The 25,314-nt window shown below is 59.4% G+C and carries 24 protein-coding genes and 1 pseudogene; 9 read left to right on the top strand and 16 right to left on the bottom strand.

What is annotated here, in order from left to right; genetic code table 11:
- The 9 genes from H663_RS38465 to H663_RS38425 form a co-directional block, all read right to left on the bottom strand.
- Nucleotides 1–991, bottom strand: a 991-nt coding sequence (locus H663_RS38465; RefSeq protein WP_133240065.1) for a tetratricopeptide repeat protein, incomplete at its 3' end; no start/stop codon positions are given.
- Between the two features lie 5 nt (nt 992–996).
- A complete protein-coding gene (locus tag H663_RS38460) occupies nt 997–2,370 on the bottom strand; it encodes a hypothetical protein (protein ID WP_053170217.1) in 1,374 nt (457 codons plus the stop codon).
- 46 nt (nt 2,371–2,416) lie between these two features.
- Nucleotides 2,417–3,838, bottom strand: a complete 1,422-nt coding sequence (gene leuC, locus H663_RS38455; RefSeq protein ID WP_053170215.1) for a 3-isopropylmalate dehydratase large subunit — start codon at nt 3,836–3,838, stop codon at nt 2,417–2,419.
- 59 nt (nt 3,839–3,897) lie between these two features.
- Nucleotides 3,898–5,253, bottom strand: a complete 1,356-nt coding sequence (locus H663_RS38450; protein WP_053170214.1) for an MATE family efflux transporter — start codon at nt 5,251–5,253, stop codon at nt 3,898–3,900.
- Between the two features lie 106 nt (nt 5,254–5,359).
- Nucleotides 5,360–5,701, bottom strand: coding sequence for a hypothetical protein (locus H663_RS38445; protein WP_053170212.1), 342 nt, complete (start codon nt 5,699–5,701; stop codon nt 5,360–5,362).
- A 154-nt stretch (nt 5,702–5,855) separates the two neighbouring features.
- Nucleotides 5,856–6,677 carry an NAD-dependent epimerase/dehydratase family protein gene (locus H663_RS38440; RefSeq protein WP_053170210.1) on the bottom strand — a complete coding sequence of 274 codons (822 nt, stop codon included), beginning with the start codon at nt 6,675–6,677 and terminating at the stop codon, nt 5,856–5,858.
- Nucleotides 6,678–6,691: 14 nt separating this feature from the next.
- The gene (locus tag H663_RS38435) at nt 6,692–7,456 is read right to left on the bottom strand and encodes an HpcH/HpaI aldolase family protein (protein ID WP_053170207.1); all 765 of its coding nucleotides are present in this window, start codon (nt 7,454–7,456) and stop codon (nt 6,692–6,694) included.
- Between the two features lie 44 nt (nt 7,457–7,500).
- Entirely contained in the window at nt 7,501–8,838 is a 1,338-nt protein-coding gene (gene gudD / locus H663_RS38430; RefSeq protein WP_053170206.1) for a glucarate dehydratase, read from the bottom strand.
- A gap of 80 nt (nt 8,839–8,918) precedes the next feature.
- Nucleotides 8,919–9,653 carry a FadR/GntR family transcriptional regulator gene (locus H663_RS38425; RefSeq protein ID WP_053170204.1) on the bottom strand — a complete coding sequence of 245 codons (735 nt, stop codon included), beginning with the start codon at nt 9,651–9,653 and terminating at the stop codon, nt 8,919–8,921.
- A 119-nt stretch (nt 9,654–9,772) separates the two neighbouring features.
- Here H663_RS38425 and H663_RS38420 point away from each other — a divergent pair, with 119 nt between their 5' ends.
- From H663_RS38420 to H663_RS42260, 8 genes and pseudogenes are all read left to right on the top strand, one after another.
- Complete coding sequence (locus tag H663_RS38420; RefSeq protein WP_053171514.1) at nt 9,773–10,681, top strand: SMP-30/gluconolactonase/LRE family protein; 909 nt, start codon at nt 9,773–9,775, stop codon at nt 10,679–10,681.
- A gap of 60 nt (nt 10,682–10,741) precedes the next feature.
- Nucleotides 10,742–11,704, top strand: a complete 963-nt coding sequence (locus H663_RS38415; RefSeq protein WP_053171511.1) for a TRAP transporter substrate-binding protein — start codon at nt 10,742–10,744, stop codon at nt 11,702–11,704.
- A gap of 48 nt (nt 11,705–11,752) precedes the next feature.
- Nucleotides 11,753–12,241: a TRAP transporter small permease gene (locus H663_RS38410; protein WP_053170202.1), complete on the top strand. Its 489-nt coding sequence runs from the start codon at nt 11,753–11,755 to the stop codon at nt 12,239–12,241.
- Between the two features lie 93 nt (nt 12,242–12,334).
- A complete protein-coding gene (locus H663_RS38405; RefSeq protein WP_053170200.1) occupies nt 12,335–13,624 on the top strand; it encodes a TRAP transporter large permease in 1,290 nt (429 codons plus the stop codon).
- Between the two features lie 12 nt (nt 13,625–13,636).
- Complete coding sequence (garD, locus tag H663_RS38400) at nt 13,637–15,241, top strand: galactarate dehydratase (protein ID WP_053170197.1); 1,605 nt, start codon at nt 13,637–13,639, stop codon at nt 15,239–15,241.
- Nucleotides 15,242–15,270: 29 nt separating this feature from the next.
- Nucleotides 15,271–16,266 carry a Bug family tripartite tricarboxylate transporter substrate binding protein gene (locus H663_RS38395; protein WP_083451066.1) on the top strand — a complete coding sequence of 332 codons (996 nt, stop codon included), beginning with the start codon at nt 15,271–15,273 and terminating at the stop codon, nt 16,264–16,266.
- Between the two features lie 16 nt (nt 16,267–16,282).
- Nucleotides 16,283–16,354: pseudogene (locus H663_RS42265) on the top strand (hypothetical protein); the annotation flags it as partial.
- Between the two features lie 112 nt (nt 16,355–16,466).
- Nucleotides 16,467–16,649 carry a tripartite tricarboxylate transporter substrate-binding protein gene (locus tag H663_RS42260; protein ID WP_240620575.1) on the top strand — a complete coding sequence of 61 codons (183 nt, stop codon included), beginning with the start codon at nt 16,467–16,469 and terminating at the stop codon, nt 16,647–16,649.
- A gap of 392 nt (nt 16,650–17,041) precedes the next feature.
- On the opposite strand, the gene H663_RS38385 is transcribed toward H663_RS42260, so the two are convergent.
- The 4 genes from H663_RS38385 to H663_RS38370 all read right to left on the bottom strand — a co-directional run bounded on the left by H663_RS38385 (nt 17,042) and on the right by H663_RS38370 (nt 20,347).
- A complete protein-coding gene (locus H663_RS38385) occupies nt 17,042–17,560 on the bottom strand; it encodes a hypothetical protein (RefSeq protein WP_133240064.1) in 519 nt (172 codons plus the stop codon).
- Between the two features lie 60 nt (nt 17,561–17,620).
- Nucleotides 17,621–18,622 carry an AraC family transcriptional regulator gene (locus tag H663_RS38380; RefSeq protein ID WP_053170193.1) on the bottom strand — a complete coding sequence of 334 codons (1,002 nt, stop codon included), beginning with the start codon at nt 18,620–18,622 and terminating at the stop codon, nt 17,621–17,623.
- An 8-nt stretch (nt 18,623–18,630) separates the two neighbouring features.
- On the bottom strand, nt 18,631–19,452 hold the full coding sequence (locus tag H663_RS38375; RefSeq protein ID WP_053171506.1) for an SDR family oxidoreductase: 822 nt from the start codon (nt 19,450–19,452) through the stop codon (nt 18,631–18,633).
- A gap of 271 nt (nt 19,453–19,723) precedes the next feature.
- A complete protein-coding gene (locus H663_RS38370; RefSeq protein ID WP_019425179.1) occupies nt 19,724–20,347 on the bottom strand; it encodes a tyrosine-type recombinase/integrase in 624 nt (207 codons plus the stop codon).
- A gap of 254 nt (nt 20,348–20,601) precedes the next feature.
- On the opposite strand from H663_RS38370, the gene H663_RS38360 reads away from it, so the two are divergent.
- A complete protein-coding gene (locus tag H663_RS38360) occupies nt 20,602–21,696 on the top strand; it encodes a calcium:cation antiporter (RefSeq protein ID WP_053170189.1) in 1,095 nt (364 codons plus the stop codon).
- Nucleotides 21,697–22,352: 656 nt separating this feature from the next.
- On the opposite strand, the gene H663_RS38355 is transcribed toward H663_RS38360, so the two are convergent.
- The 3 genes from H663_RS38355 to H663_RS38345 are packed head-to-tail and all read right to left on the bottom strand — an operon-like array spanning nt 22,353 to nt 24,835.
- Nucleotides 22,353–23,144: a hypothetical protein gene (locus tag H663_RS38355; protein WP_053170186.1), complete on the bottom strand. Its 792-nt coding sequence runs from the start codon at nt 23,142–23,144 to the stop codon at nt 22,353–22,355.
- Between the two features lie 9 nt (nt 23,145–23,153).
- On the bottom strand, nt 23,154–24,473 hold the full coding sequence (gene chrA / locus H663_RS38350; protein WP_165803948.1) for a chromate efflux transporter: 1,320 nt from the start codon (nt 24,471–24,473) through the stop codon (nt 23,154–23,156).
- Nucleotides 24,470–24,835, bottom strand: a complete 366-nt coding sequence (locus H663_RS38345; RefSeq protein WP_053170183.1) for a hypothetical protein — start codon at nt 24,833–24,835, stop codon at nt 24,470–24,472. Before H663_RS38345 ends, chrA begins: the two co-directional genes overlap by 4 nt.
- Nucleotides 24,836–25,314: the final 479 nt, after the last annotated feature.

Here is a 25,314-nt window from a genome sequence, read left to right as displayed (position 1 = left end):
CCCTGAGCGCGTTGGCGCGGCCCAGATCGTCTTGTTCTTTTTCGTACAAGGCGATGGCTTGGGTGTAAAGGCCCCGCGCCGAATCGACTTGGCCCAAGCGGCTGTCCAGATCGCCCAAAGCCCTGAGCGCGTTGGCGCGGCCCAGATCGTTTTGTTCTTTTTCGTACAGGGCGATGGCTTGGGTGTAAAGGGCCCGCGCCGAAGCGATTTGGCCCAGGCGGCGGTCCAGATCGCCTAAAGCCTGGAGCGCGTTGGCGCGGCCCAGATCGTCTTGTTGGAATTGACTGACTTGAATGACTTGTTTGCCTATGGTCTGAGCTTGTTCAAAACGGCGCAAAGCGATGGCATCTGCCATGGCTTGTAAACCCATTTGCAAAGACAACCGGCTGCGGTTGGATGAATCGGCCAGTGTGGACCATTGGGCATGGTGGTGGCACCAAGCCTTGATGGTGGGTGTTGAGGCATCAGCAGAGGGCGTGGTTGTACCGGTGATCTCTTGGTCCCAGCTCGGTGAGCGTTGTGCGCGCCAATTCTGTCCTTGCGCCGACAACACCAAGCTGCGCACAGACCACAGGTCTGAGGCCAAGCGTGCCGCACCCAGTGCCGAACTTGAGGGCAGGGCGATCAGGTACAGGTGCGGGCTGCGCAAGAGCAGTTGCCGCATTTCGTTGAGTCGTTGCAAAACACCGTGAGCCTGATCCATGGCGGGAGCTATCCACACCATTTGGCGCTGACCCAAGTCTGGCAGCGCATGCGAGGGGTGCTGTAAACCCAAAAAGAATGATTCCAAGTCTTGGAGATGGTCAACTGTGATCAGCTTGAACTCAGTGGCGGGGGATTGCAAGCCTTCATTAACACGCTCCCGGAGCCAAGCCATGCCAAGTGCATCGTCACTGAAGACATAACTCAGGCCAAAACCCTCGTGAATCTGCCACCATTGTTGCAGTTCACCAAAGACCAAATAGGGCGCTTGGGGCGTTTGCGTGGTCATGGGATTCAGCCCGTAACACCCTGTGCGGCGTTTGTTAAACGGGGCAATCGATCAAGGATTAGCGGGTGTACGCCATACCAAGTTTCGCCATTCATGTAGGCCAGCACATGCTTGGTCTTGATGTACGACTCAAGGGTGTACACATCGATGTGCTCACCCAAGCACGATTCGTGCGTGTCATTGACTCGCGCCAGCCAGTGTTTTTCCTGTTCGGGCAGGTCCATGTTGGGGCGAATGCGGTCGAAAGCCGTTTGAATGTGGGTCTCGGTGACCCGCGCTTGTTCCGGGCTGACTTTGAGCAGACACAGTTGAAGGGTTCGCAGATAGTCGCGAATGTCGCCTCCGGTGTTTTCAATGATGGCGTTGATTTGATCTTCGGTGAAGAAGTTACTCCATGGCGGGTAACGCATGCTCAGCAAGCGGCGCAGCTTGCTTTGGCCCCCTTGTTCAGACCGATCAACGGTGTATGGCTTGCGCTTGAAAACATGAACGGACGGCAGGCTCACATCCGCAGCATTGCCCAGGCGCGCAGGCAATTGTCTGTTTTGCCGCAAGATGAACGGCGGAATGGAGTACACCACATGCATCAAAGGCAGTTGCAACACGCTGCTTTGTTGTTCAAACAACTGCAGCACGCTGGAGAGAACCTCTTTGGTGTTTTCTCCGCCACCCACAATCTTTTCTAAAGAGTCGATGAGCAGCACGCACTTTTCTTGGTGAGGGCACAACTCAATTTTGAGCTCACGTACGAAGTCATGCAGTTGTTTGACAAATCCGGTCTTGTTCTTTTTCAGAGCATCCTCTAGAGTGCTGCGAAATTGCTGATCGTTCTGAAGAGCCAATTTGATGTTGGTGGACAAGGGGCCAAAGTTGGCACCGACCTGGATGGCGGTTGCATCGGCCTCAACTTGAGCCGCTCCAGCACTGAAGCTGAAAGACTCGAGCGTGACATCGGTATTTTTCAAGAATGACCAAAGCTTTTCCCAGGCCGAGCGCTGGCCTTGCTCATTGCCCAGCGAATCCACCCACGACGCTGTGAGTGCAAGCATGAAACTGGCCAGTTCCACCTTTTGGGTGGGGTTGAGCCATTCGGTCATATCGGTGTAAAACACCTTCCCTTTGAACGAACTGCTTGTGCGCAAAGCGTGTTGTAGACGCAGTAGTTCGGTAGTTTTTCCTGTGCCGCTTTGGCCCGAGAATAAGAAAACCCCTTGGCCATCACACAGTTCAATTTCTGTTTTCAGCAAGTTCATGGCGTCTTCGTTGCCATGCAGATGCTCAACATACCTGGCTCGTTCGGCTTCGTCCGCAAAATTGATGCTGTGATCCACCTTGAGCACGTTGTAAAACTCTTTTCGCGCTTGGTCGTCGAATGCCATGTGCTTGTCCCTGTCGAAATAAGTTGGGTTGATGTCTGCGGGTGACTCAAGCGAATTTGCGAACGTCAACAAAGTGGCCGTGCACCGCCGCAGCGGCGGCCATGGCGGGGCTGACCAGGTGGGTGCGGCCACCCGCGCCCTGACGGCCTTCGAAGTTGCGGTTGCTGGTGGAGGCACAGCGCTCGCCGGGCTCCAAGCGGTCGGCGTTCATGGCCAGACACATGGAGCAACCGGGTTCGCGCCACTCAAAGCCTGCGGCCTTGAAGATTTCGTGCAGGCCTTCACGCTCGGCTTGTTCTTTGACCAAGCCCGAACCCGGCACGACCATGGCCAGCTTGACGTTCTTGGCCACTTTTTGGCCGAGCTTTTTGACGATGGCGGCGGCTTCGCGCATGTCTTCGATGCGGCTGTTGGTGCAAGAGCCAATGAACACTTTGTCGATGGTGATGTCGGCCAAGGCCTTGCCGGGCTGCAAGCCCATGTAGGTCAGTGCGCGCTCAATGGCGTCGCGCTTGACGTCGTCTTTTTCCTTGTCGGGGTCGGGCGTGTGGCCGTCGATGCCCAGCACCATTTCGGGGGAGGTGCCCCAGGTGACTTGTGGCACGATGGCGCTGGCGTCCAGTTCCACCACGGCGTCAAAGTGCGCACCGGGGTCGGATTGCAAGGTCTTCCAGTAGGCCACCGCGTGGTCCCACTCGACGCCCGTGGGCGAGAGCAAACGGCCTTTGACGTAGTCGATGGTTTTCTCGTCCACCGCCACCAAGCCGGCGCGTGCGCCGCCTTCGATGGCCATGTTGCAAACCGTCATGCGGCCTTCCATGCTCAAAGCCCGGATGGCCGAACCTGCGAACTCGATGGTGTAGCCGGTGCCGCCTGCGGTGCCGATCTTGCCGATGATGGCCAGAACAATGTCTTTGCCGGTGAGGCCTTTGGCCAGCGTGCCTTCGACCTTGATCAGCATGTTCTTGGCCTTTTTGGCCAACAGGGTTTGCGTGGCCATGACGTGCTCGACCTCGGAGGTGCCGATGCCATGGGCCAGCGCGCCAAACGCACCGTGGGTGGAGGTGTGCGAGTCGCCGCAGACCACGGTCATGCCGGGCAGGGTGGCGCCGTTTTCAGGGCCGATGACGTGCACGATGCCCTGGCGCTTGGACAGGAAGGGGAAGAAGGCTGCAGAGCCGTATTCCTTGATGTTGGCATCCAGCGTGGTGATTTGCTCTTTGCTGATCGGATCGGTGATGCCGTCGTAACCCAGCTCCCAGCCGGTGGTGGGGGTGTTGTGGTCGGCCGTGGCCACGATGGAGCTGATGCGCCAGACTTTGCGGCCTGCTTGGCGCAGGCCTTCAAAGGCTTGCGGGCTGGTGACTTCGTGCACCAGATGGCGGTCGATGTACAAAACGGAGGTGCCGTCTTCTTCGGTGTGGACGACATGTTCGTCCCAGATCTTGTCGTAAAGCGTGCGTGCCATGGAGCTTCCTTGCTGTGCAACCGCACATTTTATGCGTGGAAAGGTGCCACCCCCAGGCCTCAGGCTTTCGCGCCCCAAGGTGTCCATTTGACCGCTGCGGCAGTGACCAGGCCATAAAGCACCATCGCGATGGCGATCAATTCATAAAAACGATCTGCAGTGCCTTGGTGTTGTGACAGCCAATAGCCCGCCCCCGCCACCAGCACCAAACGCACCGTGCCCGCCAGCACGGGGCCGATGACCTGCCCAGCGCCTTGAGAAGCGAAATACAAGGTCAGGCCCAGGCCAAAGAAGGGAAAGGCCGGGCCGGCGGTCACCAGATATTGCCGGGCGTAGCCGAGCACGGCTTCGTTGCTGGTGAACAGGCGCGCCCAGAGGTCCGGCGCGAGGGTGACCACGGCCCCGATCAGGGCCAGGTTGAAGGCCGACACTCCCCCTGCGACCCAGGTCACACGCCGGGCCCGGGCCACATCGCCAGCCCCCATGGCCATGCCGACCATGGGCACCGAGGCCACGCCAATGCCAAAGGCAATCGGGATCAGCAAAAATTCAAGCCGCTGGCCAATGCCGTAGCCCGCCAGCGCTTCGGTGCCCAGTTGCGCCAGCATGCCTGTGAAGATCAAAATTGCCAGCACCGACTGCACGGGCGACAGGCAGGCGGTGGCGCCCACTTTGAGGATGTCGGCAAACAAACTGGCCTGCATCTCAAAGCCTTGCCAGCGCAGCGTCAGGCGTCCCTGGCCGCTGACCAAATACCAGAAAAAATACCCCACCCCTGCCGCTGTGGCGATGATGTGCCCCAGTGCCACGCCCACCATGCCCATGGCAGGCACCGGTCCCGCCCCCAAAGACAACACGCCACCCAGAACGATTTGCAGCAGCGCCGTCGCCACCAGACCCACCGAGGGCACACGCATATTGCCCGTGCCGCGAATGATGGATGCCAGCGTGTTCAGCAGCCAGACCAGCAGGGCGCCCGAAAACAACACGCTGGCGTAGCGCACTGCTTCACTCAAAACAGCATCCTTGCCGCCCAGCAAGCGGTAAAAGCCCGGTCCCCAGATCAGGAAGATGGCGCTGTAGAGGATGCCAGCGCCCAGGCCAATCACCAAGGCGTGTTGCAGCAGGGTTTGGGCACGCGGCACATCTGAAGCCCCCAGCGCCCTGCTGATGGCGGCCGACACCCCGCCGCCCATGGCGCCTGCCGACATCATCTGCGTGAGCATGGCAAAGGGAAACACCAGCGCCATGGCTGCCAAAGGTGCCGTGCCCAGACGGCCCACGTAATAGGTCTCGGCAATGCCCACCAGCACCGTCATGACCATGGCCAGCACGTTGGGGGCTGCCAGGCGCAAGAGGGTGGACAGGATCGGGCCGTGCAGCATGCGCTGCAAATCGTGCTGGGGTGTGCTCATGCGCAGATCTTGGCAGTTGGCACCGCCCGGGCGGTTGACTTGTGCGACAGGTCTGCTGCTTGCCTTGTCCGTCGGAGCTTCAGCGTCGACAAACGCAAGCTCAAGCTCAAGCAGCAGGGTCTTCGGGCCGCGTGCTTTGCAGCAGTGAGGCCATCGGCCAATTCAGCAGTTCGGCCAGGCGGCACACCACCCAACGGGCCTCCACGGGCGAGACCACCGAGGGCTCGGCCAGCAGGCCCTGTTCGCACTGCTCCAGCACCACTTCTTCGGTGATGCCCAGCGTGAACTGCATATTGGCCGCTTGCTCGGTCAGCAAGTTGGCCAGGTCTTCGCACAGCTCGTAGCGTTCGGCCATTTCGCGGTGACCGATGCTGGGCTTGATCTTGCCGGGCGGCACATACAGCGCCGTGAAGCTCTCGGGCAAGTAGATCTGGTTGTCGTCGCTCATGCCTGCATCAGGCTTTTTTGACAAATTCGGATTTCAGTTGCATGGGGCCAAAGCCATCTTCGCAGGTGTATCCATCGTGGCATTGAGGGCAGGGGGGGCAGGGTGCTCATGGAGTTCCTTATCATGCCGGAGGATACCCCATGCGGCACAAACTTCAGCCGTGCGGCGTGGCCTTGACGAACGCACCGCCTTGGTAAATGGCGGCCGGGTCTTGCCGGTCGATGTGTTGCTGGCGGGCCTCGACCGCCGGGCGGAACACGTCCGATGAATCCTGGGGCCGGTAGCCAATGTGCTGGGCATGGGTGTTGTCCCACCAAGTGGTTTGGTTGTCCGACATGCCGTAGATGATGCTGTGGCCCACGATGGGGGCGGTGAGCGCGGCCACCACCAGACGCTCCAGATCGTCGTAGCTCAGGTAAGTGGCCAGCATGCGGCGGTCCTTGGGCTCGGCGAAAGAAGAGCCAATGCGCAGGCTCACCGTTTCGATGCCCCAGCGGTCCCAATACATCTGGGCCAAGTCTTCGCCAAAGGCTTTGGACAGGCCATAAAAGCCATCGGGCTTGGGTGGCATGCGGGTGTTGACGACTTCATCTTGGCGGTAAAAACCGGTCACATGGTTGGAGCTGGCAAACACGATGCGCTGAACGCCCTTCAGGCGTGCGGCTTCGTACAGGTTGACCATGCCCACGATGTTGCCCGCCAAAATCGGCGCCCAGGGCTGCTCGGTCGAGACGCCGCCCATGTGCACCACGGCGTTCACGTCATCCAGCAAAGCCAGCATTTGATCGGCGTCTTCGAGCGAGGCGGTGTGCACCTCTTCGCCCTTTGCTGCGAGGCCCAAATCGCGGCGGTGGCTCACGCGCAGCACATCGCAATAGGCTTTCAGCCGGGGGCGCAACACTTGCCCCAGGTTGCCGCCCGCGCCCGTGAGCAGCAAGCGGGGAAATCGGATAGCGGAGGCGGGGGTGTTCAGCATGTCTTGTCCCCTGTTCAGGATTTGAATCGGCCAGCCAGTGCCGTGGCACTGTCGCGCAGCACGTTCTGGTCAGCCCCCACGGCCACAAACAGGCAGCCTTGGTCCACATAGTGTTTGGCCAGGGCTTCGTCGCCCGTCAAGATGCCAGCCGCTTTGCCGCAGGCGCGGATGCGGGCAATTGCCTCGTCAATGGCCTTGAGCACTTCGGGGTGCTTGGGGTTGCCCAAGTGGCCCAGTGCCGCCGACAAATCGCCAGGCCCGATGAACACACCGTCCACGCCGTCCACGTTGGCAATCGCTTCAATGTTCTTGAGGCCCTCCACGGTTTCCACCTGCAGCAAGACGCAAATTTCGTCGCTGCTGTGCTGGGCGTAGCCCTTGACGCGGCCATAGTGGCTGGCGCGTGGAGCCCCCGCATAACCGCGCACACCGTGGGGTGGGTAGCGGGTGTAGGACACCGCTTGTTGGGCTTCTGCTTCGGTCTGGATATAGGGCACCAACAGGGTTTGCACCCCGACATCGAGCAAGCGCTTGAAGGTCACCATGTCGTTCCACGGTGGGCGCACTATTGGCGTGGTCGGGCTGCCCTTCATGGCTTGCAATTGCGCCACGATTTCGGGCAAGTCGTTGGGCGAGTGCTCCATGTCCAGCAGCAGCCAGTCAAAGCCGCAGTGCGCCAGGATTTCGGTGCTGATGTTGCTGCACAGGTGTGACCACAGACCGATCTGCTTTTGACCGGATTGGATCGCGTGTTTGAAATGGTTGATGGGCATGTCCATGGTGTGATTCCTCAAAGGGGGTGGTGTATGTGGTGGCGATGATTTCAGCGCACCATGCAAGGCATTTTGTTGTTGAAATTCCAGCCGGGGATCAGGTACTGCATGGCAATGGCATCGTTGCGTGCGCCCAGGCCGTGTTGCTGGTAAAGCTGGTGGGCTTTCATCACCGCGCCCATGTCCAGCTCGATGCCCAAGCCGGGTTTTGCGGGCACCTCCACATAGCCGTCCTTGATTTGCAGCGGCTCATGGGTGAGGAACTGGCCGTCTTGCCAGATCCAATGCGTGTCAATCGCCGTGACTTTGCCCGGCGCAGCAGCAGCGCATTGGGTGAACATGGCCAGTGAAATGTCAAAGTGGTTGTTGGAGTGCGAACCCCAGGTCAGGTCGTACATCTGGCACAGCTGGGCCACGCGCACCGAGCCTTGCAGTGTCCAGAAATGCGGGTCTGCCAGCGGAATGTCGACCGACTGCAGCTGAATGCTGTGCGCCATCTCTCGCCAATCTGTGGCCACCATGTTGGTGGCCGTCAGCAAGCCCGTGGCGCGGCGGAACTCGGCCATGACCTCGCGGCCCGAGAACACGCCTTCTGCGCCGCAGGGGTCTTCGGCATAGGCCATGGTGCTGCGGTGGTCGCGCAAGAGGCGGACCGCGTCTTTGAGCAGCCAGCCGCCATTGGGGTCGAGCGTGATGCGCGCCTTGGGAAAACGCTCGTGCAGCGCCACCACGGCTTCAACTTCTTCCTCGCCGCGCAGCACGCCGCCCTTGAGTTTGAAGTCTTGAAAGCCATAGCGCGCTTGGGCCGCTTCGGCCAAGCGCACCACGGCTTCGGCCGTCATGGCTTTTTCGTGGCGCAGGCGAAGCCAGTCGTCGGCCTGATCTGGTTCGCTGATGTAGGCCAGATCGGTTTGCTGGCGGTCGCCCACATAAAACAGATAACCCAGCATCTGCACCCGCTGGCGCTGCTGTCCATCGCCCAAAAGGGCGCAGACCGGCACGTTCAGGTGCTGGCCCAGCAAATCCAGCAACGCAGACTCGACCGCCGTGACAGCGTGGATGGTTGTGCGCAGGTCAAAAGTCTGCTGGCCCCGACCGCCGCTGTCGCGGTCGGCAAACTGCTGGCGCATGGTGTTGAGCACGGCGTTGTAGTGACCAATCGGCTGGCCTTCAACGAGTGGTCGGGCGTCTTCCAGGGTTTGGCGGATTTTTTCGCCGCCGGGCACTTCGCCCAGACCGGTGTGCCCGGACGAGTCGGTCAGGATGACGATGTTGCGCGTGAAAAAAGGGCTGTGGGCGCCGCTGAGGTTGAGCAACATGCCGTCGTGACCGGCCACAGGAATCACCTGCATGCGGGTGATCACGGGGGTGAGGGAAGGCTTGGACATGGGAAGATGGCTGTTTATTGAACAGACATCGTACAACTAAGACCGATTTGGGTGATGCGTGTTAACCCTCAACGCTGCGTTCAGTGGTGGCTGGATGCGCCTTTTTTATGCCGATCGCGGCTGTTGGACAAATGGGTCCGCATGGCGGCACGCGCCGATTCTGCATCTTGCTGCGCGATGGCGTTCAGGATGTTTTCGTGCTCCTGGTGCACGCGCCTGAGGTAAGCCAGTCGGGTGGCGTCAAGCGTGGATGTGGTCTCCAGGCGGGCTCGCGGAATGGACTGCGCACCCAGCGAATTCATCATGTCTGCAAAGTGCTTGTTTTGGGTGGCGCGGGCAATTTCTTGGTGGAACTGGAAGTCGGCGGCAATCGCATCACGGCCTGCTTCGATCGCCGTTGAAAACGCCTGCATGGCTTCTTGCATGATGCGCAGATTGCCCTCGGTGCGCCGAACAGCGGCCAGGGCGGCGGCCTCGGTTTCGATGCTGATGCGCAACTCCAGCAAGGCGATCACATCGTGCAAGGTGCTCAGTTGGTTCGGGGTGATCCGGAAGGAGGGGGTGTCTGTTTGGGCCAGCACGAAGGTGCCGATGCCGTGCCGTGTCTCCACCAGGCCACCTGCCTGCAACTTTGAAATCGCTTCCCTGACCACGGTGCGGCTCACGCCAAAACGCGCCATGATCGCGGCTTCGGTGGCTAATTTTTGGCCGCTGATCAGCTCGCCTTTTTGAATATCGGCGCTGAGTTGATCGACCAGTTCAGCGGTCAGGCTGCGCGTCTTGCGCTTTTCGGCGGGGGCTGCTGGGCTGTTCATCGGGTAAGTACGCATTCCGGTTCGGGCTTGAGTTTGCATAATGAACTTGTACGACAACAGATCACATCGTGCTCACAGTGGCAATGTATCAGAACACTGCAGCCGATGGCCTTTTCTTCATGAACCCCTATCAAACCATTGCTGATGTGCCGGACCTTGTGGGCGAATCCCCCGTGTGGGATGTCCGTGCCAAGTGTTTGTGGTGGGTGGACATCGAAGGGGCATTCATTCGCCGCTGCCAGCCTGGGGTGGTCGCACCCCTTGAGTCTTGGCACATGCCTGAGCGTGTGGGCTGCATCGCCTTGACTGAGAAATCAGGCCAATTGATCGCCGCGATGGAAACCGGCATCGCCTTCGTCACTCTGCGCGATGGTGGTCAGGTGGATTGGCAGTGGCTTGCCCGCATCACACACCCGGCACCCGGCATGCGCTTCAACGATGGCCGTTGCGATGCCAGCGGTCGCTTTTGGGTGGGCACCATGGCGATGGACATGTCGCTGGCCTCGGCGCGTGGCGGTTTGTATTGCCTGGACGAAAGGGGCCTCACCGGCCCGCACGTCAAGGGCTTGCTCACGCCCAATGGCTTGGGGCTCAGCCCGGACGGGCGCACCCTGTATCTGTCCGACTCTCACCCGCAAGTGCAAAAAATTTGGGCCTTTGACCTCGATTTGCCCACAGGGGCTTTGAGCCACCAACGGGTGTTTGTGGACATGAACGATTGGCCCGGTCGCCCCGATGGCGCGGCGGTCGATGCGGATGGCCGTTATTGGATTTGCGGCAACGACGCGGGGCAAATTCACGCCTTCGATGCACAAGGCCAGTGGACACAGTCGCTGACCGTGCCCATGCCCAAGCCCTCCATGTGCGCCTTTGGTGGGGCCGATCTGGACCAGTTGTTTGTGACTTCGATCATCCCCGCGCAGACCACCGATGCCATGCGCGGCAGCAGTGGGGCTGTGATTGCCCTGCAGCCCGGTGTGCGGGGTCTGCCAGAGCCGTTGTTCTCTCGCTTTCCTGCTCCGGCTTGAAGTGTTTTTTCGCAAGTGTGTGACGGTTCTTTTTCAATTTTTAAACAGGAGACTCCCATGATGAAACTCAAACAATCACTGATCGCCATTGCCGCGGGTCTGGCCTTGTCGGCGCAAGCGGTCGAGTTCCGCTCGGCCGACATTCACAACGCCGACGATTACCCCACGGTGGTGGCGGTCAAGCACATGAGCACGGTGCTCGACAAACTCTCGGGTGGCAAACACAAGATCAAGGTCTTCAACAAAGGCGCTTTGGGTTCTGAAAAAGAAACCATCGACCAGGTCAAGATCGGTGCGCTGGATTTGGTGCGCGTCAACGTGGCTCCCATGAACGGTGTTTGCCCCATGACCATGGTGCCCACCATGCCGTTTTTGTTCCGCTCGGTGGACCACATGCGCAAATCGCTCGATGGTCCCGTGGGCGCAGAAATCCTCAAGAGTTGTGAATCGGTGGGCTTTGTGGGTCTGGCCTTTTACGACAGCGGCGCCCGTTCCATCTATGCCAAAAAAGCGATCAAGAACGTGGCCGATGCCAAGGGCTTGAAGATCCGGGTGCAGCAGTCTGACCTGTGGGTGGCCCTGGTCGGTGCCATGGGTGCCAACGCCACCCCCATGCCTTATGGCGAGGTCTACACCGGCCTGAAAACCGGCCTGATCGACGCAGCAGAAAACAACATCCCTTCGTTTGACACCGCCAAACACGTCGAAGCCGTGAAGGTCTACTCCAAAACCGAACACTCCATGGCCCCCGAGATTTTGGTGATGTCCAAAGTGGTGTGGGACAAGCTGCCCGCCAACGAGCAAGCCATGGTCCGCCAAGCGGCCAAAGAGTCGGTGGCAGTGCAGCGTAAGGCTTGGGATGAAGCCGAGGGCAAATCGCTGGCCAACGTGAAAGCTGCCGGTGCCGAAATCGTCGAAGTGGACAAGCGTTCCTTCCAGGCCGTGATGGGCCCGGTGTATGACAAGTTCATGACCACGCCCGAAATGAAGCGGGCCATCAAAACCATTCAAGACACCCAGTAACGGGCTTTTCCATATGCCCCAGGCAAGAGCCGGGGGCTGGAGCTTTTCATGTTCACCAAATTTTGTGCAACCGTGTCCAAGATCTGCCTGGTCTTGGCCGTGCTTGGCTTGATCGCCGTGATCCTGTGTGTGCAGTGGCAGGTCATCGGTCGCTATGTGCTCAATGACACGCCCACTTGGGCCGAAGCTTTGGCCATGCTGATCGTGTTGTTCGTCACGGCTTTTGGCTTGGCTGTGGGCGTGCGCGATGCCGGGCACATTGGTTTGGAGTCATTGGTGGTTTTGTTGCCCGAAAAATGGCAGCACCGCATCGAAGTGTTGATCCACGCCTTGGTCGCTTTGTTTGGCTTTTTGATGGTGCAAGGCGGCTGGCTGTGGGCCAGCGCCAAGTGGGGCGAAAAAAAACCCATGCTGCCCGTGCCCGACGGCATCGACTATGTGCCGGTGATCATTGCCGGCGCTTTGATTGTCTTGTTCTCTGTTGAGCACATGGTGGCGCTGCTGCGTGGTCAAGTCGTGAAGCCCGTTTGGGAATGAATATGAGCCCCCACATTCGTCACTTCGTGTACGTCATTGCCCCCCGAGGGGGCGCTTGCCCTCCTTGGGGCGGCCCTGCGGAGGTCAATTGACATGGAACTCACCGTCCTTGCCCTCAGCTTCACGCTGCTCTTGATCTTGGGCGTGCCTGTGGCCTTTGCCATTGGCCTGTCCTCGGTGGCCACCATCATCGCAGCCGGTTTGCCGGTGGCCATGGTGTTTCAAAAAATGGTCGGGGGCATGCAGGTGTTCTCCTTCCTGGCCATTCCGTTTTTTGTGTTTGCCGGTGAGCTGATGCTCTACGGCGGCATTGCCGACCGCATCGTGCGTTTTGCCAACAGCCTGGTCGGCCATGTGCGCGGCGGCCTGGGCATGAGCAACGTGGTGGGCTGCACCATTTTTGGCGGCGTGGCGGGCTCGCCTTTGGCCGATGTGTCGGCCATAGGCTCGGTCATGATTCCGCTCATGAAGAAGGAAGGCTACGACGCCGACTACGCGGTGAACGTGACCACGCACGCCTCCTTGGTGGGGGCCATCATGCCCACCTCACACAACATGATCATCTTCACGCTGGCCGCATCAGGCCTGGCCTCGGTCAGTGTGCTGGGTTTGATCTTGGCGGGCTTGGTGCCTGCGATCATTTTGACGCTGTGCAATTTGGGCGCGGCTTACTGGGTGGCGGTGCGCCGGGGCTACCCGGTCCACGGCAATTTTCCGGGTTGGCTGGAGGTGACCAAGGCCTTTGGCGCAGCGATGCCGGGTCTGTTTGTCGTTGTCATCATCTTGGGCGGTATCTTGTCGGGGGCGTTTACCGCGACCGAGTCCGCCTCGATTGCGGTGGCTTGGGCCTTGTTTGTCACCACGGTGGTTTACCGCAGTTTGACGTTTCAAAACTTCTTGAAGGCTTGCGCCAAGGCCTGCAAAACCACCGGCGTGGTTCTGCTCTTGATAGGCATTTCCAACGCCTTCGGCTATTTCATGGCGCTGTATGAGGTGCCGCAGATGACCGGTGCGCTGATGCAAAAAATCAGCACCGAGCCTTGGGTCATCTTTTTGATGATCAACATCTTGCTGTTCATCTTGGGCACCTTTTTGGACATGGCGGCCACCATCCTCATTTGCACCCCGATCTTCTTGCCGATCGCCATGCACTTTGGCATGGACCCGATGCAGTTCGGCATCATGCTGCTGATCAACTGCGCCCTGGGCCTGAACACGCCGCCCGTGGGCTCGGTGCAGTTTGTGGGTTGCGCCATCGGCGGAATTTCGGTGGGGCAGGTCATGCGCACCATCGCGCCTTTTTACGGGGCGCTGACCGTGGCCGTGCTTTTGGTGACCTATGTGCCCGTGTTCACCTTGTGGCTGCCCAACTTGTTGAAGTGATCGGCTGAGAACATGAGCACTTCACGCCCGCCTTTGGCGATCCGCATGCATGCGGCAGACAACGTGGCCATCATCGCCAACGATGGCGGGCTGCCTGCAGGTACCGTCCTGCCTGCCGGTGTGGCCGAAGGGCTGGTATTGCGCGACAAGGTGCCGCAAGGTCACAAAGTGGCGCTGACCGATCTGGCCCAAGGCCAGGCGGTGCTGCGCTACAACGTGCCCGTGGGCTATGCCCGGCAAGCCATCCCGGCAGGCAGTTGGGTGCACGAGCGTTTGCTCGACATTCCGCCTGCGCGTGAACTGCAAGGCCTGCCCATGGCCACCGTGCAGCCTGCGCCGCAAGCCCCGCTGGAAGGTTTCACCTTTGACGGTTATGTCAACGCCGATGGCTCGGTGGGCACACGCAATTTGCTGGCCATCACCACCACGGTGCAATGTGTGGCTGGCGTGGTCAAGATTGCAGTGGAGCGCATTGAGCGCGAATTGTTGCCGCTCTTTCCGCATGTGGATGGTGTGGTGGGCCTGGAGCACAGCTATGGCTGTGGTGTGGCGATTGACGCACCGGGTGCCGAGATACCGATCCGCACTTTGCGCCACATCAGCCTGAACCCCAACTTTGGCGGCGAGGTGATGGTGGTGAGCCTGGGCTGCGAAAAACTGCAGCCTGATCGCTTGCTGCCACTGGGCACCTTCCCGATCCAGCCAGTCTCCGTCACTGCGAGCGAAGCGTGGCAGTCCATGGGCGCGCAGGCACTTGATCTGGTGTGCTTGCAAGACGATGCGCATGTGGGCTTCATGTCCATGATCGATCACATCGTGCAAAGCGCCCGTCCGCACCTGGAGCGCCTGAACGCACGCCGCCGTCAAACCGTGCCCGCCAGCGCGCTGGTGGTGGGCGTGCAGTGCGGCGGCAGCGATGCGTTTTCGGGTGTGACCGCCAACCCGGCGGTGGGTTACATGGCCGACCTGATTGTGCGGGCCGGTGGCACCGTGATGTTTTCAGAAAACACCGAAGTGCGCGATGCGGTGGAGCAGCTCACCAGCCGCGCGGCCACGCCCCAAGTGGCCCAAGACATCGTGCGCGAGTTGGGTTGGTACGACCAGTATTTGGACCGAGGCAAAGTGGACCGCACCGCCAACACCACGCCGGGCAACAAGGCGGGCGGCTTGTCCAACATCGCCGAAAAAGCCATGGGCTCCATCATCAAGAGCGGCAGCTCGGTCATATCGAGCGTGCTGGCACCGGGCAACAAACTCCGAGCCGACCAAAAAGGCCTGATCTTTGCCGCCACGCCCGCCAGCGATTTCATCTGCGGCACCTTGCAGCTGGCTGCGGGTATGAATGTGCATGTGTTCACCACGGGGCGGGGTACGCCTTATGGCTTGCAGGCCTGCCCTGTGGTCAAGGTGGCCACACGCACCGACCTGGCCCGCCGCTGGCACGACCTGATGGACATGAACGCCGGGCGCATTGCCGATGGCGAGATCAGCATCGAAGAAGCCGGGTGGGAACTGTTTCGCATGATGCTGGACGTGGCCAGTGGCCGCAAAACCTGGGCCGAGCACTGGAAGCTGCACAACGCCTTGGTGCTGTTCAACCCTGCACCCATCACCTGAAAAACCTGAATACAACGAGGAGACATCTCATGACACAACGCCGTCAATTCATCCAGACCGCCGCCGCGTGCGCCGTTGCCGCCATGGCTCCGGCTGCCTTCAGTCAGGCAGCGCCTTGGCCTTCCAAGCCGATCAACTACCTGGTCGCCTTTCCGGCCGGGGGCACCACCGACATCCTGGCCCGCGTGGTCTCGCAAAAACTGGGCACCGCGCTGGGCACCACCCTGGTCATCGAAAACAAAGGCGGCGCTGGTGGCAGTGTGGGCTCCGAGATTGCTGCCCGCGCCCCGGCCGACGGCTACAACCTGCTGGGCGGCACCATCAGCTCACACGCCATCAACGTGAGCCTGTACCCCAAGCTGGGTTACGACCCGATCAAGTCCTTCACGCCCGTGTACCTGTACGGCACCAACCCGGTGGTGCTGGTGGTGGCGGCCAACAGCCCCTACAAAACACTCAAAGACCTGTTGACCGCCGCCAAAGCGAGCCCCGGCAAATTGTCGGGTGCATCGGCGGGCAACGGCACATCTCAACACCTGGCGCAAGAGTTGCTGGCCTTCAAAGGGGACGTCAAATTCACCCATGTGCCCTACAAAGGCAGTGCCCCCGCCATTCAAGACGTGATGAGCGGCCAGGTGGATTTCATGTTCGACACCACCGTGGTGGCCGGTGCCCACATCCAAAGCGGCAAGCTGCGCGCACTGGCCGTGACCTCGGCCAAGCGCTTGACCGATGCGCTGACCGACGTGCCCACCGTGGCCGAATCGGGCTGGCCGGGCACTGCCGGGTTTGAAGTCGTGTCTTGGCAAGCGCTGTTTGCGCCTGCTGGCACACCCAAGCCCATCGTGGACAAACTGCATGCCGAGATTTTGAAAATCATGCAAACGCCCGAGATGCAAGATCGCATCAAAGGGCTGGGCATGCAGCCTTCAACGTTGACACCGGAGCAGGTGCAGGCTTTTCAGAAAGCCGAAATCGACAAATGGGCGCAGGTCATCAAGGCTGCGAACATCAAACTCGAATGAGGGGGAGGTGGATGCCATGTTCAACGGCATGGTCGCCACCTACCCGCATGTGAAGGCGGGCAAGATCAAACTGATTGCGATATCGAGCACCAAACGCAACGCGCAAATGCCCGACACCCCCACCGTGGCCGAAAGCCTTCCCGGCTTTTTTATCCGGCAGTTTTCAGCGCCTGCTGGCCCCGGCGGACACGCCCCAAGCGGTGATCGACAAACTGCACGCCGAAGTGCAACGCATCGCCGCCATGCCCGAAGTGCGCGAACGCCTGACCACGCTGGGCGCCGAGCCATCAGCCATGAGCCCAGCCGAGTTTGGCAACTGGCTCAAGGCGGAAATTCCGGCTATGGCCAAGATCGTGAAGGATGAGAGGATTACGGAGGAGTGAGGGGGCGAAAGTGGTTGTCGCTATGGCTTGTTGGGATGGCCATGGATAAGCCACGATTGGTGATTGGTGATTGGTGATTGGTGTAGGCGTTGGGCGGCTTTAGGCTGAACTGAGCCACTCGTGGTGAGCGGTCGTTATGGCCGCCTCTATCACTACCCGTCATACAACAGGTAGTGCCTCCAAAGACTGCTGTACTAACAATACCGGGCACTTGACATGCTGTGCAGGTGATTAGCGCTTTAGCGAACATGAACGACCGGTCTAGCGCTAGCTGTAAAGACACTCCCGACCCAAAGCGGAAGTGGGAACAGGTTGAGTGGTCACTCAAGCAGTCATACCTCACTGCAATATTTTCAAATAGAGCACCCATTCGCTCACGTAACTGGCCGCACTCAACCCAAAGCATGGAGTGCTGAGGTGTAGGGATGGGTTCTTCGCTCAGCAAATCCGTCAACCAGCAAACCTACTCCGGCAAATAAGACCAGAGCAATGCCGATCCCTTGCAATAAATCGGCAGAGGTTAAAAAGCGGAGTGCTAAACCGGCAACGCCCAACAGGCCCCAAATGGCCAAGTAGACGGGCCATGCTTTATTGACCTTGCTCATCCGTGTCAATTCTTCTGTGACAGCCGCATGGGGATTAGTTTTCAGTGACTGCTCAAGAGCTTGCACTTGTGCTGGCGAGCGGTAGCCCACTACAGCGCCCACCGTAGTCATAAGCAATCCCATCAGAAGGAAAGGTATTGCAACACCTCGTGCAAAACTGGTGGGGCTGTCAGTCATCAACCAGGCTCCGACCACAAGGCTGATCAGACCGGCCGGGAGGATGAAGACCAACGCTTCCAATTTCTCGCCTTGGAAGTAAATTTGCATGGCTTCAAGTAGCCCTGAATCAGATGGTGTGCCGGTCATAAAAATTCCTTTCAATTACTGTCTGAGCGCCTAATCGGAATAAGCGTGAAAGATGATTCATCAAGGTGCGGCGCGTAGCAGTTGGCGCAGACCGTCGGGGGTCTGTCCAGTCCAACCCCTGAACGCTCGAAAGAATGAGTTTGGCTCATCAAACCCGAGAAGAAATGAGATCTCAGCTGTTGGCAAATCAGTCTTCAGGAGGTAATGCTGTGCCAGCGATTGCCGAGTGGCTTGCAGCAATCCCGTATAGGTCAGGCCCTCCTGCTCAAGATGTCTTTGAAGCGATCGCTGGCTCATCCCGAGCCTCCGTGCCACCGCCTCCATACCCACCCCTCCCCCCGGCAATGCTTCTAGCAAGACCGATCGGACCCGTTGACCTACTTGTACGGAAGCATCGAGCTGTGCCAATCGTGTTCGTAATTCCGGTTCGAATGCTGCCCAAATTTCTTCGTTCGAGGTAAGAAAAGGACGCAAAGCATCAGCCTTGGAGAACGTGATGCAGTGAGCACTGCCTTTTTTCAAATTCACGCCCAAAAAGTCTGCATACGGAGTAGTTTCCAGCGGCAATGCGGTGGTGGTGACCATCAGCGGATTGACCACCTCACGCGTACCCATGCGCGCCAATGTCACAACGAAGAGCAGTTCCGTCACCACCAGCGAGGTAGGAGGCTTGTTACCCGCGCTCAGCCACACAAACTCGAACGCTACCTCTTGCTCGTCTTCGCGCACCTCCAGCCGCACAGGGGCAACCAGGGCCTTGTAACGCGCTATGCGCTGTGCAGCCACGAGCAAGTTGGGGCTGCACAATGCAGCAAAAAGAGGCGGGGAGAACGATTCGCTGCGCACATCGCGGCAGAGTCTTAGGGGAAGCAACGGATCAGCAATCTCCGCCTCGATGCCTTGCCAAAACCTGTGGAAATCCTCGGCCTCTAGGCGGACCGATGGACGGAGTAGCAAATCTTCAGGCAATCCCGCTCGCCGCAATATATTCGCACCAGACACCCCCAAATCTTTGAGTAGGGGGCGCCAGGTGGAGTCCAGAGCGTAGGTAGTGGAGTGCATTTAGCCAATCATGCACTCAATCCAAACTGTGATCGCATACCACCAATAAAAGTGGCATCGTCTGATTGGCGACGAGCGTTCAATAGGTGAACAGCGTCAGCACCCGCTTCATAGCGAAGTCGATCGGCACTGTCGCTTGCAGCGCCGAAGATGGTGTCGGCAATCAATTCCGCTGGAGAGGCATTTTCTGCCATGGGCCCGAGTGCCGACATGAAGGCCTGCACTAACGGCTGGTAATCGGGCAGTGCAGGTTCGTTGTTGAAATCGAACGAACGTCCAGAAAAGTCTGTTTTCACCATGCCAGGCTCCACGAGCTTCACCCGAATCCCCAGAGGCAGCAACTCAAAGTGCAGTGATTCGGAAAGGCCCTCCACCGCGAACTTGGTGCCGTGGTACAACGTACCGAGGGGGAAAGTTATTCTCCCTCCAATCGACGAGATGTTGATGATCGTGCCGCTTCGCTGGGCACGAAAGTACGGTAATACAGCCTGAGTTGTGGCCAACAGACCCGTTACATTGACGTCAAACTGCCGACGAATCTTCTCCATGGGTGTGACCTCCAGCGGCCCATACGCACCGTATCCGGCATTGTTCAGCAGTACATCAAGTTTGCCGAACCGAGCTAATCCCTCTTGCACGGCTAACTGGATGGAGGGCAAGTCCAGTACGTCCAGCCTTGTGACGAGGACGCGATCCAGGTTATTCAACTCCCGTTCGTCTTCGGGAGAGCGCATGGTTGCGACAACGTTCCAGCCGGCTGATTGGAAACGTTTTGCGGTGGCTTTGCCGATCCCGCTGGATGCCCCGGTGATCAATACAGTCTTGTTCATGGTCTTGAACCTCCTGCAATAAATGTAGACGGGAGGCAAGGAACTGACACTGTCCAAGCGCGCCAATCAGCAATCAAAATACGCCAAAATGTGCAGATTCAAATGGCTCGTCTAGTTTTGTGCCAATTTGATGTCACGCCTGCACACACAAAAGCAGTCACTCATGACCGACAGCAATTGGCCGAAAGCAACACTTTTGAATGCACCCACATAGCTGCCATTGAAGGCGGTCGACCCGGTGTCGGAACAAAGGCCGCCTTCAATGACCGTCTCAGATTTCAGTCTGCTCGGAGATTTCAAGAGCGTCGTCGACCTCGATACCCAGGTACCTCACGGTCGATTCCAGCTTGGAGTGACCGAGCAGCAGTTGCACGGCTCGGAGGTTCTTAGTGCGTCGATAGATCAGCGTGGCTTTGGTCCTTCGCATCGAATGGGTCCCATACTCGGAACGATCCAGACCAAGCTCATCCACCCAGTGCCCGAGAATCCGAGCGTACTGCCGGGTTCCGAGGTGGGGGGAGTCGTGGAGCCTGCTCGGAAAAAGAAAGTCGTCGGATTTCAATGCCGCCTGCTTGATCCACGCTTGCAAGGCCTCTCTGGTGACAGCCGTGATCTCGAATTGCACTGGGCGCTTGGTCTTGTGTTGCATGACGATTGCTCGGTTGGCCACCTGATCGCCATGGGTCACGTCGCGGACTTTGAGTGATACGAGGTCACATCCGCGAAGCTTACTGTCGATACCAAGGTTGAAGAGGGCGAGCTCGCGAACCCGTCCTTCCATCTGAAGCCGTACGCGTAGGGCCCAGATGTCTTTCACCTTGAAGGGCGCTTTCTGCCCGACGATCTTGCCCTTGTTCCACGGTTCGTGATGAACCACATTGGTTGAGGTTTCCATGATGGTCTCCCATCGAGTTGAGGGGAGCAAAGCATGCGCTTTTGGGGTATAACCGCCTTGCGCTATATCAAGTCAGAAGAGATCACTCCAGTTGAACTGATGACTGCAAACGAGTGGGGCCGTCAACCAGCGCATTCGGCCAGAAGCAGTCTCAAAAAGCTGAGTTCTTTGGAGTCTGAGAATCACATCGGTGTGGGCGAATCCAAGCTTTTCACGCCCCGGTCCAAGCAAATGGGTCGGTATAAACTCCGATCATGAAGCTACCCTCTCGATTACCCGTCTGGTCGATCACCTGCCCGATAGCTGCTTGGGTTTTGCTCGTCCTGAATTTCACAGGGCACGGAGTCGGGCTGGGTGGACTGTTTGAGGTCCTTCTTGTCTCTGGCCTTGTTGCGGGCGTCCTCGCGGCCGTCTTTCACACGGAAGTTGTTGCTCACCGAGTGGGTGAGCCCTATGGCACGCTGGTGCTGGCACTTGCGGTCACAGGCATTGAGGTCGCGCTCATCGTGTCGCTCATGATCGCGGGAGGCGAGGCCGCCAGCGGGTTGGCTCGAGATACGGTGTTTGCCTCGGTGATGATTATCCTCAACGGTATGGTTGGACTTTGCCTGCTCACCGGCGGACGCCGTCATGGCGAGCAAACCTTTGGTTTGTTCGGGGTGTCAACGGCCTTGGCCACCCTAGCGGCCATCTCGGTGCTCGCCCTGGTGTTACCCAACTACACCACGACCATCTTGGGTCCGTTCTACAGCAGCAGCCAACTGATCTTCATTGCCGTGGTCTCGCTTGTGCTGTACGGCACTTTCATATTGGTCCAGACCGTTCGTCATCGGGATTACTTTTTGCCCGTGGTTGCTGAGGCAGACGAGGAAGTGCACGCGCCACCGCCCTCTAACCAGATGGCGAGCCTAAGCGCGGCGCTCTTATTGGTTTGCTTGGGTGCGGTCGTGCTGCTGGCCAAGGCACTGTCACCCGCTTTGGAGATGGCTGTCGCGAGCATGGGGGCCCCTAAGACCGTGGTGGGCATCATCATCGCTTTGGTGGTCCTGCTGCCCGAGAGCATTGCCGCTTATCATGCGGCGCGGGCGAACCGCCTGCAGACCAGTCTCAATCTGGCCCTCGGCTCTGCACTGGCCAGCATCGGACTTACGATCCCGGCCGTTGCTCTTGTTTCCTTGATGACCGGCTGGACGCTCTCGCTTGGCATTGATGCAAAGTCGACGGTATTGCTTGTGCTTTCGCTGTTTGTGGCATCCCTGTCTTTGGGTACGGGACGCACGACCGTGATGCAGGGAACCGTTCACCTGGTGATCTTTGCGGTGTATCTCTTCACCGCCATCGTTCCTTGAGCCAGAATCTGAATTAAAACCGGGGCAAGACCGAAAAGCAGTGTTCTGCCTTCTTCGGCCACAACCTGAAGAAGTACACGCTGAGACAAACGATACACAACTGCGCGAAGGTGACCTTCCCTCCCCACAAGGTAGCCGGCTATATCACTATCTACTGCGTCGAGGGCCGCTTAACGGTATCTCAGCCCACTGGTCCGGTCATCCTTCTGCCTGGGCAGCTGATGTTCCTAAACAACGAACTCCAGTATGGCTGCTTGCCCTGGAACCTAGTTCAGCGCTCGTCATTATTTCGTTGCCCAACGTTGAACGCTGATCAGAATCTTATAGGTTGTTTGCGCACAGGTCAGCGTCTGCTTCGGGTCGAAACCGCCAGTACAGGCAGTCGAAGAACGGTCGGTGAATTCGCGTTTGTCGTGTAACTCACTGCCTAGGACTGCATTACCCCTCATAGCCGCCACTCAATGTAGCCCCATCCACCAAAACGAAGAGCCGCTTTGTGGCATTAATGTTGTCGTGCCTTGCTGCGTCAGCCGACTGCAATCGCTGCACAGCAGAATCTCATCAATATCCTTAGCGTTCCACGCACTGGCCGTCATCGATCAGTTCAGAGTCGATCAAGACCACGCAGCGTTCACCTTTTCGCGCCCACGGCTCATTCAAACCCCCAGACTCATCCAAGTCAGCACGCCCCACGCCACCACATACAGCGCAGACCCAGCGCCCAGGGCTTGTGAGGCGTAACTGCCCAAGCACCGTTCAGCGATCAGGCCCCACAGGGGGATGAGCTGCTGGGCGTGCACGCCCAAGAAATGCGATGGGCGAATGTCTTGGTGCAGGTGCCAGCCGACCCAGGGCAGGCCTTGGCCTGCGGGTGCTTGGTGGCCGCCCAGCATGAATCCGCTGACGGTGGACAGCACGAAGGTGAGCACCAAGCCCACCACGACGCCCCATGCGGTGACGGTCAGGCCTTGAGGGCCACGGGCTGACCCAATCTCCCAGGCCAGCCAGAGCTGTGATGCCGTCAGCCCGACCGCCGCCAGGCCCATCAGTCCAAACATGAAGGCGTGAAACGGGTCGCTGGTGTTGTAGTGCGACGCCTCGCCCTGCGATGCCTGAAAGGTGATGTAGACGACTTCAAACAAAGAGGTGAGAAAGATCAACAGGCAGATGCCCTTGTAGGCATCGCCTTGCGCCACAGCGGGATTGGCCCATTCGCAGAGCCACACGGTGGTCCAGACAAACAAGGCGGTGGCGGCCATGAACTTCATGGGCTTGACCCAAATGCCCACATCGCGCAGGGTGCGGGCATCGCTCAGTGACACCCAACAGGTGAGCCCCAAGGCCAGCAACATCAAGCCGCCGTAGATCAACAAAGCCTTGGAAGCGAAGGACAGCGTTGTCAGATCAGCCATGGATTCCATGGCCGATGTCCACCCGTTATTTTTCATCACAGTCCTTCATGTCAAAGCCTGCAGCACCCACCCCACCCCCGCACACAGGCCCAGCACCTGCATCACAGGGCGCTGCTTGGCGATCAACAGCCACGCCGCCACTGCCGTGAGCGCGATGGCGCTGAAGTCGGGGCTTTGTGGCCAGCCTTGCGGCCACCAGGTGGCGTAGGCAAACACGCCGGCCAGGTGCAGCACCACGCCAATCACAGCTGCCGTGATGGCTTGCAGGGGCCCGGCCAATGAGGGCATGTGGCGTGTGGTTTCCACCAGCGGGCCGCCCGCCAGGATGAACACGAACGAGGGCAAGAAGGTGAACCATGTCACCACGCAGGCCGCTGCGATGCCGCCCAGCAAAGGGTTGCCCAAGAGGGCCTGGCTGTGCCCGCCGATGAAGCCCACAAAGGCCACCACGATGATCAGCGGCCCCGGTGTGCTTTCGCCCAGGGCCAGGCCGTCCATCATTTGCGTGGCACTCAGCCAGCCGTATTGCATGACGGCCGCTTGCGTCACAAAGGGCAGCACGGCATAAGCGCCGCCAAAGGTCAGCAATGCCGCTTGCGTGAAAAAGCCGCCCATTTGCGTGAGCGTGTGGGCCGTGCCCAGCAGCAGCGCAATGGTGCCCAGGCTCAGCGCCCACAAACCCACGCCCAGCAGCAGGGCGCGCAGCAGGCGGGCATGGCTGTAATGGGTGTGAGTCGGTTGTGGGGTGTCGTCGTCCAGCCAGGCGGGCGCATCGGGCACCGCGCTGGCAGCACCGTGCGCCGCCGCAGCCACAGGCCGATGGCGTGCCATGCCATATCCACACAGCGCTGCGCCCAAGATGACCCAAGGGAAGGACAAGCCCCACAGCGTGCCCAGCAGCGATGCCGCTGCCAGTGCCCACAACCACGGGGCCTTGAGTATGCGTTTGGCCATGCGGTGCACGGCTTGCAACACCAGCGCGGTCACGGCGGGCTTGAGGCCCCACAAAAGCGCCTGCCCCCAGGGGTGTTGGCCCCACACGGTGTAGGCCCAGCTGAGCAAGATCAACAGCACCAGACTGGGCAGCACAAACAGGGCACCGGCCGCAATGCCGCCGCGCGTGCCGTGCATGAGCCAGCCGGTGTAGGTGGCCAGTTGTTGCGCCTCGGGGCCGGGCAGCAGCATGCAGTAGTGCAGTGCGTGCAGGTAGCGCTTTTCTGAAATCCAACGGCGGCGCACCACCAGCTCTTCGTGCATCAGCGCGATCTGCCCTGCCGGGCCGCCAAAGCTGACGCAGCCCAGCCAGAACCAGAATTTGAGGGCCTGCGCAAAGCTGACCGGGGCAGGGCGATGGGGGTGGCTCAAGGCGCGTTCCAGTGTTCGCGAAAGGCTTGGGCAAATGCGGGGGTGCCGCTGATGCTCAGGCTCAGGGTGATTTCGTCGTTTGTCGATGGGTTTGGCGACAGCGCCAGCGTCTGGTCGGCGCTGTTCCAGTGGGCGGTGATCGGGGCCTTGCCACAGCGGATGTGCAAGTCAAAGTCCCAATCCGCGCCGTCTTCGATGGGGCCGGGCTCTTGCGGGCCAAAGCGGTGTGCCCAGGCCAGCAGCTGCGTCACCTCGTGCAGCAGGGCGGGGGTGTGGCGTGCGGCGGGTTGGGCCAGCGCGTCCCAGCAGACCCCGCCTTCGCTGTCTTCGCTGCAGTCAAATTCTAAAAATTCCAATGTCATGTGGTGTGAGGATCCCATGCGTCGATTGTCGCTTGCAGGGCAAGCTCCAACAGGGGCGATGTTTGTAGGAGCCAGCCCTGCTGGCGATGCGGGGCATGGGTGATCGCTTGCAGGGCAAGCTCCTACAGGGGCGATGTTTGTAGGAGCCAGCCCTGCTGGCGATGCGGGGTGTGGGCTATCGCTTGCAGGGCAAGCTCCTACAGGGGCGATGTTTGTAGGAGCCAGCCCTGCTGGCGATGCGGGGTGTGGGCTATCGCTTGCAGGGCAAGCTCCTACAGGAGGGGTTGTTTGTAGGAGCCAGCCCTGCTGGCGATCTGAGGCGTAGGCGATCGCTTGGAAGCCAAATGCCTGCCTGTCTCTTTGGATACATTAACGCCTTAAATTGCTTAAAACCTGAGCAAAAAACAAGGTTTCAAGGGTTTTCTGTATACATTGATCGTGGTATCGGTGATTTAATCCGTTGAACTCTCACCCACTTG

Origin of the sequence: Limnohabitans planktonicus II-D5 (genome assembly GCF_001270065.2) — a bacterium.
Taxonomy (GTDB): Bacteria; Pseudomonadota; Gammaproteobacteria; order Burkholderiales; family Burkholderiaceae_C; genus Limnohabitans_A; species Limnohabitans_A planktonicus.
The sequence above is the reverse complement of the archived record's forward strand: the minus strand, read 5'-3'. Positions and strand labels throughout refer to the sequence as shown.

What these genes read in the sequence shown, in the direction of transcription:
- H663_RS38370 (WP_019425179.1), bottom strand. Translation starts at nt 20,347, where the DNA reads ATGGAAACCTCAACCAATGTGGTTCATCACGAACCGTGGAACAAGGGC.
- H663_RS38440 (WP_053170210.1), bottom strand. Translation starts at nt 6,677, where the DNA reads ATGCTGAACACCCCCGCCTCCGCTATCCGATTTCCCCGCTTGCTGCTC.
- H663_RS38410 (WP_053170202.1), top strand. Translation starts at nt 11,753, where the DNA reads ATGTTCACCAAATTTTGTGCAACCGTGTCCAAGATCTGCCTGGTCTTG.
- H663_RS38395 (WP_083451066.1), top strand. Translation starts at nt 15,271, where the DNA reads ATGACACAACGCCGTCAATTCATCCAGACCGCCGCCGCGTGCGCCGTT.
- H663_RS38435 (WP_053170207.1), bottom strand. Translation starts at nt 7,456, where the DNA reads ATGGACATGCCCATCAACCATTTCAAACACGCGATCCAATCCGGTCAA.
- H663_RS38405 (WP_053170200.1), top strand. Translation starts at nt 12,335, where the DNA reads ATGGAACTCACCGTCCTTGCCCTCAGCTTCACGCTGCTCTTGATCTTG.
- H663_RS38360 (WP_053170189.1), top strand. Translation starts at nt 20,602, where the DNA reads ATGAAGCTACCCTCTCGATTACCCGTCTGGTCGATCACCTGCCCGATA.
- H663_RS38420 (WP_053171514.1), top strand. Translation starts at nt 9,773, where the DNA reads ATGAACCCCTATCAAACCATTGCTGATGTGCCGGACCTTGTGGGCGAA.
- H663_RS38345 (WP_053170183.1), bottom strand. Translation starts at nt 24,835, where the DNA reads ATGACATTGGAATTTTTAGAATTTGACTGCAGCGAAGACAGCGAAGGC.
- leuC (WP_053170215.1), bottom strand. Translation starts at nt 3,838, where the DNA reads ATGGCACGCACGCTTTACGACAAGATCTGGGACGAACATGTCGTCCAC.
- H663_RS38450 (WP_053170214.1), bottom strand. Translation starts at nt 5,253, where the DNA reads ATGAGCACACCCCAGCACGATTTGCAGCGCATGCTGCACGGCCCGATC.
- H663_RS38415 (WP_053171511.1), top strand. Translation starts at nt 10,742, where the DNA reads ATGAAACTCAAACAATCACTGATCGCCATTGCCGCGGGTCTGGCCTTG.
- H663_RS38445 (WP_053170212.1), bottom strand. Translation starts at nt 5,701, where the DNA reads ATGAGCGACGACAACCAGATCTACTTGCCCGAGAGCTTCACGGCGCTG.
- H663_RS38385 (WP_133240064.1), bottom strand. Translation starts at nt 17,560, where the DNA reads ATGACCGGCACACCATCTGATTCAGGGCTACTTGAAGCCATGCAAATT.
- H663_RS38355 (WP_053170186.1), bottom strand. Translation starts at nt 23,144, where the DNA reads ATGAAAAATAACGGGTGGACATCGGCCATGGAATCCATGGCTGATCTG.
- garD (WP_053170197.1), top strand. Translation starts at nt 13,637, where the DNA reads ATGAGCACTTCACGCCCGCCTTTGGCGATCCGCATGCATGCGGCAGAC.
- H663_RS38425 (WP_053170204.1), bottom strand. Translation starts at nt 9,653, where the DNA reads ATGAACAGCCCAGCAGCCCCCGCCGAAAAGCGCAAGACGCGCAGCCTG.
- gudD (WP_053170206.1), bottom strand. Translation starts at nt 8,838, where the DNA reads ATGTCCAAGCCTTCCCTCACCCCCGTGATCACCCGCATGCAGGTGATT.
- H663_RS38375 (WP_053171506.1), bottom strand. Translation starts at nt 19,452, where the DNA reads ATGAACAAGACTGTATTGATCACCGGGGCATCCAGCGGGATCGGCAAA.
- H663_RS38460 (WP_053170217.1), bottom strand. Translation starts at nt 2,370, where the DNA reads ATGGCATTCGACGACCAAGCGCGAAAAGAGTTTTACAACGTGCTCAAG.
- H663_RS38380 (WP_053170193.1), bottom strand. Translation starts at nt 18,622, where the DNA reads ATGCACTCCACTACCTACGCTCTGGACTCCACCTGGCGCCCCCTACTC.